This window comes from Streptomyces sp. NBC_00299, from assembly GCF_036173045.1.
GTDB lineage: Bacteria > Actinomycetota > Actinomycetes > Streptomycetales > Streptomycetaceae > Streptomyces > Streptomyces machairae.
In genome coordinates, this window is record NZ_CP108039.1 from 3,162,023 (window position 1) to 3,176,777 (window position 14,755).

At 70.9% G+C, this 14,755-nt stretch carries 8 protein-coding genes; 7 read left to right on the forward strand and 1 reads right to left on the reverse strand.

Annotated elements, in window-relative coordinates; translation table 11 throughout:
* Nucleotides 1–4: 4 nt before the first annotated feature.
* The 6 genes from OHT51_RS13740 to OHT51_RS13765 all read left to right on the forward strand — a co-directional run bounded on the left by OHT51_RS13740 (nt 5) and on the right by OHT51_RS13765 (nt 10,466).
* Nucleotides 5–1,717, forward strand: coding sequence for an ABC transporter ATP-binding protein (locus tag OHT51_RS13740; RefSeq protein ID WP_328879218.1), 1,713 nt, complete (start codon nt 5–7; stop codon nt 1,715–1,717).
* Between the two features lie 110 nt (nt 1,718–1,827).
* Nucleotides 1,828–3,573 carry an ABC transporter ATP-binding protein gene (locus OHT51_RS13745; protein ID WP_328884314.1) on the forward strand — a complete coding sequence of 582 codons (1,746 nt, stop codon included), beginning with the start codon at nt 1,828–1,830 and terminating at the stop codon, nt 3,571–3,573.
* 59 nt (nt 3,574–3,632) lie between these two features.
* Nucleotides 3,633–5,663 (forward strand): NAD(+) synthase, encoded by a 2,031-nt coding sequence (locus tag OHT51_RS13750; protein ID WP_328879219.1) that lies wholly within the window; start codon nt 3,633–3,635, stop codon nt 5,661–5,663.
* A 292-nt stretch (nt 5,664–5,955) separates the two neighbouring features.
* Nucleotides 5,956–8,013, forward strand: coding sequence for a M4 family metallopeptidase (locus OHT51_RS13755; protein ID WP_328879220.1), 2,058 nt, complete (start codon nt 5,956–5,958; stop codon nt 8,011–8,013).
* Nucleotides 8,014–8,224: 211 nt separating this feature from the next.
* The gene (locus OHT51_RS13760; RefSeq protein ID WP_328879221.1) at nt 8,225–9,889 is read left to right on the forward strand and encodes a M4 family metallopeptidase; all 1,665 of its coding nucleotides are present in this window, start codon (nt 8,225–8,227) and stop codon (nt 9,887–9,889) included.
* 70 nt (nt 9,890–9,959) lie between these two features.
* Nucleotides 9,960–10,466 (forward strand): DUF1990 family protein, encoded by a 507-nt coding sequence (locus OHT51_RS13765; protein WP_328879222.1) that lies wholly within the window; start codon nt 9,960–9,962, stop codon nt 10,464–10,466.
* 27 nt (nt 10,467–10,493) lie between these two features.
* Here the strand turns inward: OHT51_RS13765 and OHT51_RS13770 are convergent, their stop codons facing one another.
* Complete coding sequence (locus OHT51_RS13770; RefSeq protein WP_328879223.1) at nt 10,494–13,112, reverse strand: glycosyltransferase family 1 protein; 2,619 nt, start codon at nt 13,110–13,112, stop codon at nt 10,494–10,496.
* Nucleotides 13,113–13,434: 322 nt separating this feature from the next.
* Between OHT51_RS13770 and OHT51_RS13775 the strand changes: the two genes are divergently transcribed.
* Entirely contained in the window at nt 13,435–14,637 is a 1,203-nt protein-coding gene (locus OHT51_RS13775) for a S8 family peptidase (protein ID WP_328879224.1), read from the forward strand.
* Nucleotides 14,638–14,755: the final 118 nt, after the last annotated feature.

The following is a 14,755-nucleotide window of genomic DNA, read 5'->3' on the forward strand; positions in this document are numbered from 1 at the left end:
AACGATGATCGACGCGTACGAGGATCCGGGGACACCCGACTGTCGTGGCGGATGGCGCTATCTGTGGTGGCTCGTCGTGCGCCAGTCCATGCGGTCCGCCATGGGGGCGCTGATCTCCAGCGTGTGGATGGTGCTGCTGGCGGCGACCCCGTACCTGATGTCCCGTGCCGTCGACGACGGGCTGGCGGCCGGTGATTACGGCGCGCTGGCGGGGTGGACGGGTGCGCTGGTCGCGGTGGGGGCGTTCAACGCCTGGCTGAGCATCATGCGGCACCGGACGATGACGCGGGTGCGGATGGACAGCAACTTCCGCACGGTCAAGGTGCTGATCGGCCACGCGGTACGACTCGGTGCCACGCTGCCACGCCGGATCGGGGCCGGGGAGGTCGTCACGATCGGCGTGGGCGACGTCCAGACCATCAGCCAGTCCCTGACCGTCGTCGGCCCGGGGATCGGTGCCGTCGTCGCCTATCTGGTGGTCGCCGGTCTGTTGATGTCGGTGTCGGTGCCGATCGCCGTCGTGGTGCTGCTCGGGATGCCGCTGGTCGGCGTGCTCGTCGGGCCACTGCTGGGCCGGTTGCAGGGCACCGAGACGGAGTACCGGGAGCGGCAGGGCGTACTGACCGCACGGATCGCCGACCTCGCGGGCGGCCTGCGCGTCCTCAACGGCCTCGGCGGCAAGGGCCTGGTCGCCGACGCCTTCCACCGCGACTCACAGCGGCTGCGGGCGCAGGGCTACCGGGTCGGGGCGGTGACCAGCTGGGTGCAGGCGCTCGGCGTGGGGCTGCCCACGCTGTTCCTGGCCGTGGTGGCCTGGCTGGCGGCGCGGCTGGCCGCCCAGGGCGCCATCACCGTGGGCGAGTTGGTGGCGGTGTACGGCTATGTCGCGGTGCTGGTGGGGCCGGTGGCGTTCTTCATCGAGTGCGGTTACCAGGTCAGCCGTGGCGTGGTGGCGGCGCGGCGGGTCGTGGGGTTCCTGCGGCTGGAGCCGATGGCGGACACCGGCACACGGGACGCACCGGCGGAGCCGGCGACCCTGCACGACCCCACGTCCGGGGTGCGGGTGCCGCCTGGCCGGCTCACCGCACTGGCCGCCGCACTGCCGGCCGACGCCACGGCCGTCGTCGACCGCCTCGGCCGCTACGTCCCATCGGCGGCGACCTGGGGCGAAGTGCCCCTGAGCGAGATCGCGTTGCCGCAGGTCCGGGAGCGCATCCTGGTCGCCGACCACGAGGCCGACCTGTTCGCGGGCACGCTGCGGGAGCTGGTGGCCGGCCACGCGGACCGGGACGAGTCGGCGATCACTCAAGCGGTGTACACGGCGGTCTCCGAGGACATCGTCCGCGGCCTCCCCGACGGCATCGACACCCCGATCGACGCCCAGGGCCGCAACCTCTCCGGCGGCCAACGCCAGCGGGTCCGCCTGGTCCGCACGCTGCTGGCCGACCCGGAGGTGCTGCTGGCCATCGAGCCGACATCGGCCCTGGACGCCCACACGGAGGCACGGGTCGCCGAACGCCTGCACTCGACGAGACGGGGCCGCACGACGCTGGTGACGACGACGTCCCCCTTGGTCCTGGCCCGAGCGGACACGGTCCACTACCTGGTCGACGGCAAGGTGGCGGCAACCGGCAGCCACCGAGAACTCATGAACACCGAACCGGGATACCGAGCACTGGTGGCACGTGACGAAGACGCCAAGGAGCTTGCCAAGTGACAGAGGCCCAGCACACCTCAGGGGCGCGGGGAACTGCGCGACCATCCACGAAGCACCCGCACCCGGCAAGCAACCCCAAGTCCCGGACTCATAGCCGCACAGCCCTCCCCATCGCCGAACGGCAAGACGTCCGCCGAGCCGCAATCCGCCTGATCCGAGCCGACGCCCGCTCCTTCACCGCCGTACTCGCCCTGAACGCCCTCGCCGCGCTCGCCGGCCTGGCGGCCCCCTGGCTGGTGGGCCGCATCATCGACGACGTCAGACGCGGCGCAGGCGTGACGACCGTGGACAAACTCGCCCTGGCCATCCTGGTAGCGGCGACAGCCCAGCTGCTGCTGGCCCGCTGGGCCCGCTACGTAGGCCACCGCTTCGGCGAACGCACCCTCGCCCGGGTCCGCGAGGAGTTCGTGAACCGCACGCTCGCGCTGCCCGCGTCGGTCGTGGAGCGGGCCGGCACCGGCGACCTGACGGCGCGCGGCACGGCCGACGTGGCGGCCGTCGGCACCACCCTGCGCGACGCCGGGCCCGAGCTGCTCATCAACTCCGTACAGGTCCTGTTCCTGCTGGGCGCGGTCCTCGCGCTGGACCCGCTGCTCGGCGCCTGCGGTCTGCTCGGTCTGGCCGGCCTGTGGCCGGTGCTGCGCTGGTATCTGCGCCGGGCCCGCACCGGCTACCTCGCCGAGGGTGCGGCCACCTCGGACGTCGCGGAGATCCTCGCGGCGACCGCGTCCGGCGCCCGTACGGTGGAGGCGCTGCGGCTGGAGCGGCGGCGGGTGGCGGCGAGCCGGGACGCGCTGGAGGAGTCGCGCCGGACCCGCCTGCACACCCTCTTCCTGCGCACGGTGTTCTTCCCCTCGGTCGAGATCGCCTATCTCGTCCCCGTGGCGACGGTCCTGCTCGTCGGCGGGGCGCTGCACGCGCGGGGCACGATCAGCCTGGGCACGGTGGTCGCGGCGGCGCTGTATCTGCAGCAGATGGTCGGTCCGCTGGACGAGATCCTGATGCGGGTCGAGCAACTCCAGAGCGGCGGCGCCTCGTTCGCCCGCGTGGAGGGCCTGGCCCGCGCCCCGCAGGCGACGGACGCCGACTCCCCCACCCCCACGGACGACCGCATCGACGTGACTGGCGTGCGCTACGCCTACGACCGCGGCGGAGAGGTCCTCAGCGACGTCGACCTGACCGTTCGGCCGGGGGAACGACTGGCGGTGGTCGGCCCGTCCGGCGCCGGCAAGACGACCCTGAGCCGGCTGCTCGCCGGTGTCGACGCGCCGACAGCCGGCTCGGTGACGGTCGGCGGTGTCCCGGTCGTCGCGCTCGGCCCGGAGCAGCTGCGCCGTCAGGTCGTCCTGGTCACCCAGGAGCACCACGTCTTCCTCGGCTCGGTCCGCGACAACCTCCGTATCGCCGAGCCGTCCGCCACGGACCAGGAGGTGTGGGCCGCGCTCACCGCGGTCGGCGCCGACGCCTGGGTACGGCGGCTGCCCGACGGGCTCGACACGACGCTGGGCGACGGCGGCCGCGGCACGGACGGCTCGCAGGCCCAGCAGCTGGCCCTCGCGCGCGTGGTGCTGGCCGACCCGCACACGCTGATCCTCGACGAGGCGACGGCCCTGCTCGACCCGACGACGGCCCGGCACACCGAGCGCGCCCTGGCCGCCGTGCTGAAGGGCCGTACCGTCATCGCCATCGCCCACCGCCTGCACACCGCACACGACGCGGACCGTGTGGCCGTGATGGAGAACGGCCGCCTCACCGAGCTCGGCACCCACGACGAGCTGGTCACGACGGACGGTGCATACGCCGCACTGTGGCGGTCCTGGCACGGGGAGCGGCCCGCGTCGCCCGGAACGGCGTAGGCCTGATCAGGCGATCTATGCTCGATGCCAGCACTGTCCGCTTCTCCTGGGGAAGTCCGTTGAACTTCTGGTCGCTCTACCAGCACGGCTTCGCGCGCGTCGCCGCGTGCACCGGCCACACCGTCATCGCCGACCCGCAGGCCAACGCGGAAGCGGTTCTGCGGCAGGCGCGCCGGTGCGCGCAGGAGGGCGTCGCCGTCGCCGTCTTCCCCGAGCTCGGCCTGACCGGGTACTCGATCGAGGACCTGCTGCTCCAGGACGCGGTGCTCGACGAGGTGGAGCAGGCGCTCCAGTCGGTCGTGGCCGGGTCGGCGGACCTGCTTCCGGTGCTGGTCGTGGGCGCCCCACTGCGCCACCGCCACCGGATCTACAACTGCGCGGTGATCGTGCACCGCGGCCGGATCCTCGGTGTCGCGCCCAAGTCGTACCCGCCGAACTACCGGGAGTTCTACGAGAAGCGGCAGATCGCGTCCGGCGACGACGAGCGCGGCGGGACGATCCGGGTCGGCGGCACCGAGGTGCCGTTCGGCGTGGACCTGCTCTTCGAGGCGCAGGACGTCCCCGGTCTGGTGCTGCACGCGGAGATCTGCGAGGACATGTGGGTGCCGGTGCCGCCGAGCGCGGAGGCCGCCCTGGCCGGTGCGACCGTGCTGGCCAACCTCTCGGGCAGCCCGATCACGGTCGGCCGGGCCGAGGACCGGCGGCTGCTGTGCCGCTCGGCGTCCTCGCGCTGTCTCGCGGCGTACGTGTACTCGGCGGCCGGTCTGGGCGAGTCGACCACCGACCTGTCCTGGGACGGGCAGACCATGATCTACGAGAACGGCGCCCTGCTGGCCGAGACGGACCGGTTCGCCCTCGACGAGCAGTACGCGGTCGCCGATGTCGACCTCGACCTGCTGCGGCAGGAGCGGCAGCGGATGGGCACGTTCGACGACAACCGGCGCACGCACGCCGGGCGCACCGGCGACTTCCGGCGGGTGGACTTCCGGCTCGACCCGCCGACGGCGGACCTGGGCCTCAAGCGCCGGGTCGAGCGTTTCCCGTTCGTGCCGGCCGACGCCGAGCGTCTGGCCCTGGACTGCTACGAGGCGTACAACATCCAGGTCGCTGGCCTCCAGCAGCGGCTGGGCGCGATCGGCGACCCGAAGGTGGTCATCGGGGTGTCCGGCGGGCTGGACTCCACGCACGCGCTGATCGTCGCCGCCCGGGCGATGGACCGCGCGGGGCGCCCGCGCAGCGACATCCTGGCGTTCACCCTGCCGGGCTTCGCCACCAGCGACCACACCAAGGGCAACGCCCACAAGCTGATGGACTCGCTCGGCGTCACCGCGGCCGAGCTGGACATCACGCCGACGGCGCGGCTGATGCTTCAGGAGATGGGCCACCCGTTCGCGTCCGGCGAGCCGGTGTACGACGTCACCTTCGAGAACGTGCAGGCCGGCCTGCGCACCGACTACCTGTTCCGGCTCGCCAACCAGCGCGGCGGCATCGTCCTGGGCACCGGCGACCTGTCGGAGCTGGCGCTGGGCTGGTCCACGTACGGCGTGGGCGACCAGATGAGCCACTACAACGTCAACTCCGGTGTGCCGAAGACGCTGATCCAGCATCTGATCCGCTGGGTCATCGTCAGCGAGCAGTTCGACGAGGAGACCGGCAGGACACTGGCCGCGATCCTGGACACGGAGATCAGCCCGGAGCTGGTGCCGGGCGAGGAGATGCAGTCGACCGAGTCGAAGATCGGCCCGTACGCGCTGCACGACTTCACGCTCTTCCAGGTGCTGCGGTACGGCTTCCGGCCGTCGAAGATCGCCTTCCTGGCCTGGCACGCCTGGCACGACCCGGACGCCGGCGCCTGGCCGCCCGGCTTCCCCGAGGCCAAGCGGGTGGCGTACGACCTGGCGGAGATCAGGCGCTGGCTGGAGGTCTTCTGCCGTCGCTTCTTCGCATTCGCACAGTTCAAGCGCTCGGCGATGCCGAACGGGCCGAAGGTCTCGGCCGGCGGTTCGCTGTCGCCGCGCGGCGACTGGCGGGCGCCGTCGGACGGCAACGCGGCCGCGTGGCTGCGCGATCTCGCGCGCTTCGACGATTGATGCGTCCGATCCGTTTATCGAACGTGAACTCCCGGACAACGAACGATTTCCGGCCAACTTCCTGACGCGGTCCTGACAGAAACCGCAACCACCTGCCACTCTTCCCACGGCCGCGACACAGCAACCCCACAGCGCCGTCACACTGCGGCGCCCGCGGCTGAACTCCGCACGCGCACGTCGAGTTTCCGCACGCGCACGTCGTTCTGCGTACCACTTGTTCTGCCCGGACGGCCCACCCGCCGGCCGGTCTCCCCTGGCCGCGTGATCCGCGGCCGCGCAGAAGGAGTCAGTGTTGAGAGACAGTTCCTCCCACAGACGCACCTCCCACACCGCGCGTCACACCACGCACCGCCGCGCAGCCGCCGTCGCTCTCGTCGGCGTCTCCGCCCTGATCGCGGCGGCCGTCCAGTCGGGCGCCGCCACCGCAGCCCCGGAGAAGGCACCGTCGGCGGCGGGCAAGGTCATACCGGGCGCCGAGTCGGTCAAGCTGTCCCCCGCCCAGCGCGCCGAGCTGATCCGCGAGGCCAACGCCGACAAGGCGGACACCGCGAAGGACCTGCGCCTGGGCGCCAAGGAGAAGCTGGTCGTCCGTGACGTCCTCAAGGACGGCAACGGCACGGTCCACACCCGCTACGAGCGGACGTACGACGGCCTGCCCGTCCTCGGCGGCGACCTCGTCGTCGAGACGGCGAAGTCGGGCGCGACCGAGGCCGTCGTCAAGGCGACCCGGGCCGCCATCAAGCCGGCCACCACGACCGCCGCCGTTCCCGCCGCCAAGGCCAAGGAGCAGGCGCTGGCCGCGGCGAAGGCGGAGAAGGCCAAGAGTCCGGACGTCAACAAGGCGCCCCGCAAGGTGATCTGGGCCGCGGACGGCAAGCCGACCGTGGCGTACGAGACGGTCGTCGGCGGCTTCCAGCACGACGGCACCCCGCAGGAACTGCACGTCGTCACCGACGCCACCACCGGCGCGAAGCTGTACGAGTGGGAGGCCATCGAGACCGGCACCGGCAACACGGTCTACAGCGGCACGGTCACCCTCGGCACCACCCAGTCCGGGTCGACGTACAACCTCACGGACGGCGCGCGCGGCGGTCACAAGACGTACAACCTGAACCGCGGCACCTCCGGCACCGGCACCCTCTTCTCCGGCCCCGACGACGTCTGGGGCAACGGCAGCCCGTCCAACCTGGAGTCGGCCGGTGCGGACGCGCACTACGGTGCCGCGCTGACCTGGGACTACTACAAGAACGTGCACGGGCGCAGCGGCATCCGCGGCGACGGTGTGGGCGCGTACTCGCGGGTCCACTACGGCAACAACTACGTCAACGCGTTCTGGTCCGACAGCTGCTTCTGCATGACGTACGGCGACGGCTCGGGCAACGCCAACCCGCTGACGTCGATCGACGTGGCCGCGCACGAGATGACCCACGGGCTCACCTCGAACACGGCCGGCCTCATCTACAGCGGCGAGTCCGGCGGCCTGAACGAGGCCACCTCCGACATCTTCGGTTCGACCGTCGAGTTCTTCGCCAACAACTCCTCCGACGTGGGTGACTACCTCATCGGCGAGGAGATCAACATCAACGGCGACGGCACCCCGCTGCGCTACATGGACAAGCCGAGCAAGGACGGCGCGTCCAAGGACAGCTGGTACTCGGGCATCGGCTCGATCGACGTGCACTACTCGTCGGGCCCGGCGAACCACTTCTTCTACCTCCTGTCGGAGGGCAGCGGCACCAAGACCATCAACGGTGTCACGTACAACTCGGCCACGTCGGACGGCCTTCCGGTCACCGGTATCGGCCGGGACAAGGCGGAGAAGATCTGGTTCCGCGCGCTCACCACGAAGTTCACGTCCACGACCAACTACGCGGGCGCCCGCACCGGCACCCTCGCGGCCACCGCTGACCTCTACGGCACCGACGGCGCCGAGTACAAGGCGGTCCAGGACGCGTGGGCGGGCATCAACGTCGGCCCCCGGCCCGGCGGCGGAGGCGGCGGCACGTCCTTCGAGAGCGGAACCGACGTGGCGATCCCGGACCGGGGCGCGGCAGTCACGTCGCCGATCACCGTCTCCGGGCGGACCGGCAACGCACCGTCCAACCTCCAGGTCGCCGTGGACATCGTCCACACCTACATCGGTGACCTCAAGGTGGATCTGGTCGCCCCCGACGGCACGGCGTACACGCTGAAGGGCTACGGCACCGGCGGCAGCGCGGACAACCTCAACGCCACCTACACCGTGAACGCGTCCTCCGAGGTCGCCAACGGTGTCTGGCAGTTGCGCGTCCAGGACAACGCGGCCATCGACACCGGTTACATCAACAGCTGGAAGCTGACCTTCCCGTAGGCCAGTTGACGGTGTGACCAAGACAGGGCGTCGTCTCGGTGGGTTCAACTCCCGCCGGGACGGCGCCCGTTCATATTTCTGAAACATTCACCCAACAGTCAAATCTTGGCCAACATCACCGCCCCCTCCTGACATGTACGCGCCGCAGGTGTCACGCTTCCCCCACCCGCCGCACCAGCACCAATGCACTTCCCCCACAAAAGGAGCTCGTGTGACCCCCCTCTACGCGCGTCGCAAGCGCACGACCCTGGCCATCGCCACCACCGTGGCCGCCGGGGCCCTCCTCACCACCGCGCTGACCACCGGTGGTTCGGCCGCCGCGGCCCCCGCGGGCGCGGGCACCAAGGCCGCGCCGCTCGCCGTACCGGTCGCGCTCGCCCCCGCGGCCCGCACCACCCTCATCAAGGACCAGCAGGCGAAGGCGGCCGACACCGCCGACGAGATAGGCCTCGGCGCCCAGGAGAAGCTGGTCGTCAAGGACGTCGTCAAGGACGCCGACGGCTCGGTCCACACCCGCTACGAGCGCACCTACGCGGGCCTGCCGGTCCTCGGCGGCGACCTGGTCGTCCACGAGTCGGCGACCGGCGCGAGAAAGGGCGTGACCAAGGCGACGAAGGCCACCATCAAGGTCGCCTCGCTCAAGCCGGCGGTCACCGCGGACAAGGCCGAGAGCCAGGCCGTGAAGCTCGCCAAGGCGGCCGGCTCGGAGAAGACCGCGGCCGACCAGGCACCCCGCAAGGTGATCTGGGCAGCGAACGGCAAGCCGACCCTCGCCTACGAGACGGTCGTCGGCGGCCTCCAGGACGACGGCACCCCGAACGAGCTGCACGTCATCACCGACGCCGCCACCGGCAAGAAGCTGTTCGAGTACCAGGGCATCGAGACCGGCACCGGCAAGAGCCTGTACTCGGGCACCGTCACGCTCGGCACGACCAAGTCGGGCTCGACGTACAACCTCACGGACGGCACGCGCGGCGGCCACAAGACGTACAACAAGGCCCGCAGCACCAGTTCCTCCGCCGGAACGCTGTTCACCGACGCGGACGACACATGGGGCACCGGCACGGCCTCCAGCTCCTCCACCGACCAGACGGCCGCCGTCGACGCGGCCTACGGCGCACAGGAGACCTGGGACTTCTACAAGGAGACCTTCGGCCGCAGCGGCATCAAGAACGACGGCAAGGCCGCGTACTCGCGCGTCCACTACGGCAACGCGTACGTCAACGCGTTCTGGGACGACAGCTGCTTCTGCATGACGTACGGCGACGGCGAGGGCAACACCAACCCGCTGACGTCGCTGGACGTGGCCGGCCACGAGATGACCCACGGCGTCACCTCCAACACCGCGGGCCTGAACTACTCCGGCGAGTCGGGCGGCCTGAACGAGGCCACCTCCGACATCTTCGGCACATCGGTGGAGTTCTTCGCCAACAACTCCGCCGATGTCGGTGACTACCTCATCGGCGAGGAGATCGACATCAACGGCGACGGCACCCCGCTGCGCTACATGGACAAGCCGAGCAAGGACGGCGCGTCCAAGGACAGCTGGTCGTCCTCGCTGGGCGGCCTGGACGTGCACTACTCCTCGGGCCCCGCGAACCACTTCTTCTACCTCCTGTCGGAGGGCAGCGGCGCGAAGACGATCAACGGGGTGAGCTACAACTCCCCCACGTCCAACGGCTCGACGGTCACGGGTATCGGCCGCGCCAAGGCCGCCGCGATCTGGTACAAGGCCCTGACCGAGTACATGACGTCGACGACGAACTACAAGGCCGCCCGCACGGCGACCCTGAGCGCGGCGTCCGCCCTGTACGGCTCCACCAGCACGGAGTACAAGACGGTGGCCGCCGCCTGGTCGGCCATCAACGTCAGCTGACGCAGGCGTAGTCGAAAGGGGTGGCACCCGGGAGGAAGGCATCCCCGGGTGCCGCCCTACGCTTGGGCCCATGTCCTTCACGTACGACGACGTCGGCGCGACCCGGGAGAACGGCTTCTGCCCGCCCGGCTTCCACCCCCTGCATGTGCGCACCCGCATAGGCGAGGGCGAGGATGTCTTCCGCCGAGCCTCCGAAGCGGTCATGACCTGGGAAATGCACCGCTCGATGGGCGTCGGCATCGAGGCGTCCGCCGACCGGGCGGCCCCCGAGGTCGACGTCACCGTCACCCTGGCCGGCCTGATCAAGGCCCCGTGCCGGGTCGTCTGGACGGCGGAGGAGCACCGCCGGGTGGGCTGGGCGTACGGCACGCTTTCCGGTCATCCCGAATGCGGCGAGGAGGCCTTCCTCGTGGACCGCACGGGGGACGGGACGGTGTGGCTGACCGTGCAGGCCTTCAGCCGCGCGGCCAAGTGGTACGCGCGGGCGGGGGGACCTGCGACGCGGGGGCTGCAGCACGCGTACGCGCGACGGTGCGGCAATGTGCTGCGACAGATGTGCGAGACCGAGGGGGACTGAGGGACACCGCAGCCCCCCTGGACGACGTCACCGCAGCAGGACCCCGGCCCCCTCCCCCACGTCCTCGGAAGGCACCGCCACCAACCCCAGCTCCGCACTCGACGCCAGCAGCCGGTGCGACGGCAGAATCCGGACGGTGTATCCGTAGGGTCCCGTCCGGTCCAGGGCCAGCGGGCCCTCGTACACCCACCGGCCCTCCAGGTCCGGACTGCCCGTCGGCTTCAGCGCAACCGTCGAGGCGTCCGCGATGCGGTCCTGGGAGTCGACGCGGCCCGAGACCGCCTGGACCTCGACGTCGTCCGGCCCGAGGTCGCCGAGGCCCACGCGGACCCGGAGGCTGAGCGTGGAGCCGAGTTCCGCCGTGGGTGTCGCCGCCGACGTCTCGAGGTGGTCGACCGTGACGCCGTGCCAGGCCGAACGCACCCGCGCCTTCCAGCCCGCGAGCTCACGCGCCGCGTCCGGCGTCATCGCGCGGTGGGCGTGGGCGGCCGGGGTGTAGAGGCGCTCCACGTACTCGCGGACCATCCTGCCCGCCAGGACCTTCGGGCCGAGCAGGGTCAGGGTCTGGCGGACCATCTCGATCCAGCGGTCCGGCAGGCCGTTCTGGCCCTGCTCGTAGAAGCGCGGGGTCACCCGCTGCTCCAGCAGGTCGTACAGCGCCGCCGCCTCTATGTCGTCGCGGTGGTCCGGGTCCGTGCCGGTGCCGTCCGCGGTGGGGATGGCCCAGCCGAAGTCCGGCTGGAACCACTCGTCCCACCAGCCGTCCAGGACGGAGAGGTTGAGGCAGCCGTTCAGCGCCGCCTTCATGCCGGAGGTGCCGCAGGCCTCCAGGGGGCGCAGCGGGTTGTTGAGCCAGATGTCGCAGCCCGGGTAGAGCTTCTGCGCCATCGCCATGCCGTAGTCCGGGAGGAAGACGATCCGGTGCCTGACCCGCGGGTCGTCGGCGAACCTCACCAGCTCCTGGACCAGGCGCTTGCCGCCGTCGTCCGCCGGGTGCGCCTTGCCCGCCACCACGATCTGGATGGGCCGCTCCGGGTGCAGCAGCAGGTCCATCAGCCGGTCGCGGTCCCTCAGCATCAGCGTCAGCCGCTTGTACGAGGGGACCCGGCGGGCGAATCCGATCGTCAGGACGTCGGGGTCGAGGACGCCGTCGATCCAGCCCAGCTCGGCCGTCCCGGCGCCGCGTTGCCGCCAGGAGGTGCGCAGCCGGTCCCGTACCTCCGTCACCAGCTGCTCGCGCAGGTTCCGGCGCAGCTCCCAGACCTCCTGGTCGGGGATCTCCGCGACCGCGTCCCAGCGGTCCGAGCCGCCGACGCTCATGGCGTCCTCGGTGCGCTGGGCGCCGATCTGGCGGGCGCCGAGGCGGAAGACCTCGGGGGCGACCCAGGTCGGGGCGTGGACGCCGTTGGTCACGGAGGTGATCGGCACCTCGTCGGGGTCGAACCCCGGCCACAGGCCCGAGAACATCTCGCGGCTGACGTTGCCGTGCAGCAGCGAGACGCCGTTCGCGCGCTGGCCCAGGCGCAGGCCCATCACGGCCATGTTGAACAGGTTGGGCTCGCCGCCCGGGTAGGTCTCCATGCCGAGCTGGAGAATCCGCCCGACCTCGATGCCCGGGAGTTCGGCTTCGGGGCCGAAGTGGTGGGCGACCAGCTCACGGTCGAAGCGGTCGATGCCGGCCGGGACGGGCGTGTGGGTGGTGAAGACCGTGCCGGCGCGGACGGCTTCCAGTGCCGGGTCGAAGTCCATGCCCGCCGCGCAGAGTTCGGCGATGCGCTCCAGGCCGAGGAAGCCGGCGTGGCCCTCGTTGGTGTGGAAGACCTCGGGTTCGGGGTGGCCGGTCAGACGGCAGTACGTCCGGACCGCCCGCACACCTCCTATGCCCAGCAGCATCTCCTGCAGCAGCCGGTGCTCGCTGCCGCCGCCGTAGAGCCGGTCGGTCACGCCGCGTTCGCCGAGGTCGTTCTCCTCGACGTCCGAGTCGAGCATCAGCAGGGGGACGCGGCCGACCTGGGCGAGCCAGACGCGGGCGTGCAGATGCCTGCCGCCCGGAAGGGCGATGGAGACCTGCGCGGGGGTGTCGTCGGGTTCCTTCAGGAGCGCGACCGGCAGCTCGTTGGGGTCCAGGACCGGGTAGTGCTCCTGCTGCCAGCCGTCGCGTGACAGGGTCTGCCGGAAGTACCCGTGCCGGTACAGCAGGCCGACCCCGATCAGGGGCACGCCGAGGTCGCTGGCCGCCTTGAGGTGGTCGCCGGCGAGGATGCCGAGGCCGCCGGAGTACTGAGGCAGGGCGGCCGTGATGCCGAACTCGGGCGAGAAGTAGGCGACGGCGGTGGGCAGTTCGGCGGACTGGTCCTGGTACCAGCGCCCGCCCGTGACGTAGTCGTTCAGGTCACCGGCGACCGCGGCCAGCCGGCGCAGGAAGCGGCGGTCCTCGGCCAGCTCCGCGAGCCGCCCGGGCGACACGCTGCCCAGCAGCCGTACGGGGTCGTTGCCCGAGGCGGCCCAGCACTCGGGGTCGACGGACTGGAAGAGATCGCGGGTCTCCGCATGCCAGGACCAGCGCAGATTACGCGCCAGATCGCTCAGGGGGCGGAGGGGTTCGGGGAGCACTGGACGGACGGTGAATCGACGGATCGCCTTCACATTCCACCTCGGGCAGCGCGTGGCAGGGGACACACGGCGGTGTGGGTCCCGTCATCGCCACCGACAGTATCGGTATGCGGGGGTTCGCAACCACCGTGCGTTTTTGTGGGTGTCAAGCGCGGCGAGCAGAGCACGTACGTCCGGAAAACGCCGCAACCTTTACGGATCCCCGATGCCCGGTATGGCCGATTCCGCCCCCGTAGGCCTCCTTGTGGCGACTTCTCACACCACGAGAGGCTGAGCGGTGGCGCGCCGGCCCAGGCGGGGTGCACCCCGTGCTCCAGGGCCGTGGTGCGCCGAGTTGAGGAGGGGAACTCACACCATGGCACGGACGCGCATACGGCGTCTGCGTCGGGCCGGTGGTCTGACTGCGGTGACCTGTGTCATCGCGCTTTCGGCCACCACCGTGCCCGCGCACGCCGCACCGGAGGGACAGATACTCGGCGCCGGGGACCCCGGCTCCGTCAGCGGCAGTTACCTGGTGACGCTCAAGGGGGGAACGAAGGCTCCGTCGGGGGCCGGAAAGAGCCTCGCCGAGAAGTACGGGGCGAAAATAAGCCATACCTACGGCACGGTCCTCAACGGCTACGCCGTCCGGGCCAACGAGAGACAGGCCAAGCGGCTCGCGGCCGACTCCCGGGTCGCGTCGGTCGTCCAGGACACCCGAGTGACCCTGGACCACACCCGGAAGAACCCGCCAACTTGGGGACTTGACCGCATAGACCAGCGGAACCTGCCGCTGGACAGGAGCTACACCTGGCCGGAGTCGGCGGGCGCGGGCGTGACGGTGTACGTGATCGACACCGGCATCCGCATCTCGCACGAGGACTTCGGCGGCCGGGCGAGCTACGGGTGGGACTTCGTCGGCGACGACAGGACCGCGAGCGACGGCAACGGCCACGGCACCCATGTCGCCGGCACCATCGCGGGCAAGCAGTACGGCGTCGCCAAGAAGGCCAAGGTCGTCGCCGTGCGGGTCCTCGACAACGCCGGCGGCGGCAGCACGGCCGACGTCATCGCCGGAATCGACTGGGTGACCAGGCACGCCAGGAAGCCGGCCGTCGCCAATGTCAGCCTCGGCGGCCACCGCAACTCGCAACTGGAGGCCGCCGTACGCAACTCCATCGCGTCCGGCGTGACCTACACGGTCGCGGCGGGCAACGACGGGCTGCCGGCCGGCCGGTACTCCCCCGCCGCCGTGCGGGAGGCGATCACCGTGGGTGCCACCGACAGAAAGGACGCGCGCGCGGGCTTCTCCAACTTCGGTTCGGTTCTGGACGTATTCGCCCCGGGCGTGTCCATCACTTCGGCGTCGTATGCAAATGACACCGGCAAGGCGACCTATTCGGGGACGTCGATGGCGTCGCCGCACACCGCGGGTGTGGCCGCGCTGTATCTGGCCGACCATCCCAAGGCGAAGCCCGCACAGGTGTCCAAGGCGCTGGTGGCGCAGGCTGTCACCGGGAAGGTCTCCGGGCGGGGGCTCGGCTCACCGAACAAACTCCTGCAGGTACCGGGCTCATAGCGGCCTCTTCACGCCGAATTGCAGGCACCGGCCCCGTTCTTCAGGAACGGGGCCGGTCTTGTGTGTAGACATACGCGTGAGTAGTTAACAAAGTGCCGGATTGCGTACCCGAATAGGG

Coding starts and splice junctions, on each gene's coding strand:
- OHT51_RS13740 (WP_328879218.1), top strand. CDS start 5: ATGATCGACGCGTACGAGGATCCGGGGACACCCGACTGTCGTGGCGGA.
- OHT51_RS13765 (WP_328879222.1), top strand. CDS start 9,960: ATGTCCTTCACGTACGACGACGTCGGCGCGACCCGGGAGAACGGCTTC.
- OHT51_RS13775 (WP_328879224.1), top strand. CDS start 13,435: ATGGCACGGACGCGCATACGGCGTCTGCGTCGGGCCGGTGGTCTGACT.